Below are 1,681 nucleotides of genomic sequence, written 5' to 3'. Positions count from 1 at the left end.
CCCTCATCGCGGTGATCTCCGCCGTCCTCGACACGGGCACGCCGTCGGGCCCCTTCGGCACGCCGACGTACACCGTCACCTACATCGCCGGCATCGACGCCCGCACGGACCCGCAGACGGCCCCGCTGCGCCTGTGGGTCCGTGCGACGGCCTGCCGCCACCCGATGATGGCGGACGCGCCCGCGCGCCAGCGCCGTGTCGCCTCCGCCTCTGTGGAGGGCCAGTCGGTCACCTACGACACCGCGGCCGAGCCTGCGGTGGTGCTCGCGCCGCCGGACCTCGCCACGACCGACCGGTGGCGGCTGCGCGGCCGCCGGGTCTACCAGGCCCCGACCAGGCCGAACCCGCCCGGGCTCACAGTTCCCGGAAGCTACGGGCCGGGAGAGCTGTGATGGGCGTCCTGCTGGCCGACCGACAGCTCGGCGTCCGCACCCGCGGCGCGCCCGTCCTGGACGCGCACGGCGCGGAGGTGACCGGCCCGCTCGGCCCGCTGCGGGGACCGTGGCCCGGGCGGGCCGTGCCGCAGACCGACGGCACATGGCACCTGGCCCTGGACGGGCAGGCCGGCCTTCTGCTGGTCGGTGATGTCGTGGTGGAGCCGTCCACCGGAACGGAGTGGACGGTGCTGGCGGCCGACCAGTTGGTGAACACCGAGGACGCAGCGCTGGCCTACGTACGGGTCCAGGGGCGTGCCCGCGTCTCGGGTGGCACCCGGCCGGAAGGACATCCGTGATGGCCCACCTTGAGCTGCCCGCCGACATTGCCCGCCGCCTGGCCCCGCTGATGCTGCAACACACCCAGCGCCTGGCCGAGGAAGTCGAGGCGGAAGCCCGGCGGCGAGCCCCGGCGGCGAAGACCTGGCACACCCAGGAAGACGGCCAGGCACGGCCCAGCCACCAGGCCGCCGACGGCCAGACCGTACCGGCACCGCTTCCCTTCTCCGTCGGGAACACCATGCTCTCCGGCCCCCGCGACCCCGACGGCCCCACCGAGGAGACCGTGGGGTGCCGGTGCACGGTCACCGAGGACCCAGAAGCCGTCGCCGCGACGATCTCGGCAGGCAAGGCCGCCATCGACGGCGAGCGTGTCCGTGCGGCGGTCACCTGTGACTTCCCCCGGGCCGCCGAAGCCGAGTTCGCGCACGGCGACGGTACGCACTTCATGAGCGGCGCCGCCTCTCAGGTCGCCGCCCGGCACCGTTGACCCGCCCGCCGGGCCCCCACCAGTGCGAGGCCGGGCCCCGGCGGGGCGGACGGTAGAGGTCAGGCCCTGCTTTCCTTCGCCCGGTCACCCCAACACCGCCCGAAGGAGCCGACATGGCCCAGCCCGACCACGTCCGGATCGTCCTCGCCCACCACCTCACGCGGGATGGCGAGCAGCTGATGCCCGGCGACGAGATCGAGGTGCCCCAGCATCAGGCCCGGCAGCTGATCAGCGCCGGGTACGTCGCCAACGTGGACCCCACCGACTCGGACGCGGTGGCCAAGGCCCTCGCGCCGGTCGAGGGCAAGCCGGCCGCGGCCAAGCCAACGGCGAACAAGGCGGCAGGGCAGGCGAGTGGGTGACCTGGCCGACCTCGACGCCGAGGAACTGGCCGTCGCCTGGCTGTCGGGGCACGCCGAGCTGACGAAGGCGCTCGGCGGGCCCGGCCGGGTCGGGGCCCGCAACGCTCCGCCCTACC

Annotated in this window: 4 protein-coding genes; all 4 read left to right on the top strand. The window is 74.8% G+C overall.

Annotated elements, in window-relative coordinates:
* Positions 1 to 392: hypothetical protein (locus ACIQOV_RS40515; RefSeq protein WP_401056023.1), on the top strand; the 392-nt coding region annotated here is incomplete at its 5' end.
* The gene (locus ACIQOV_RS40510) at positions 392 to 733 is read left to right on the top strand and encodes a hypothetical protein (protein ID WP_401056021.1); all 342 of its coding nucleotides are present in this window, start codon (positions 392 to 394) and stop codon (positions 731 to 733) included. The genes ACIQOV_RS40515 and ACIQOV_RS40510, both read left to right, overlap by 1 nt.
* Entirely contained in the window at positions 733 to 1,203 is a 471-nt protein-coding gene (locus ACIQOV_RS40505; protein WP_401056019.1) for a hypothetical protein, read from the top strand. Before ACIQOV_RS40510 ends, ACIQOV_RS40505 begins: the two co-directional genes overlap by 1 nt.
* Positions 1,204 to 1,316: 113 nt before the next feature.
* On the top strand, positions 1,317 to 1,565 hold the full coding sequence (locus tag ACIQOV_RS40500; protein ID WP_401056017.1) for a hypothetical protein: 249 nt from the start codon (positions 1,317 to 1,319) through the stop codon (positions 1,563 to 1,565).
* The last annotated feature ends 116 nt before the right edge of the window (positions 1,566 to 1,681 follow it).

The sequence above is a fragment of the Kitasatospora sp. NPDC091257 genome, from assembly GCF_044757675.1.
GTDB lineage: Bacteria > Actinomycetota > Actinomycetes > Streptomycetales > Streptomycetaceae > Kitasatospora > Kitasatospora lactacystinica.
Note: the sequence above shows the minus strand (reverse complement) of the source record. Positions and strands in the feature narration are given on the sequence as shown.

What these genes read in the sequence shown, in the direction of transcription:
- ACIQOV_RS40510 (WP_401056021.1), top strand. Translation starts at nt 392, where the DNA reads ATGGGCGTCCTGCTGGCCGACCGACAGCTCGGCGTCCGCACCCGCGGC.
- ACIQOV_RS40505 (WP_401056019.1), top strand. Translation starts at nt 733, where the DNA reads ATGGCCCACCTTGAGCTGCCCGCCGACATTGCCCGCCGCCTGGCCCCG.
- ACIQOV_RS40500 (WP_401056017.1), top strand. Translation starts at nt 1,317, where the DNA reads ATGGCCCAGCCCGACCACGTCCGGATCGTCCTCGCCCACCACCTCACG.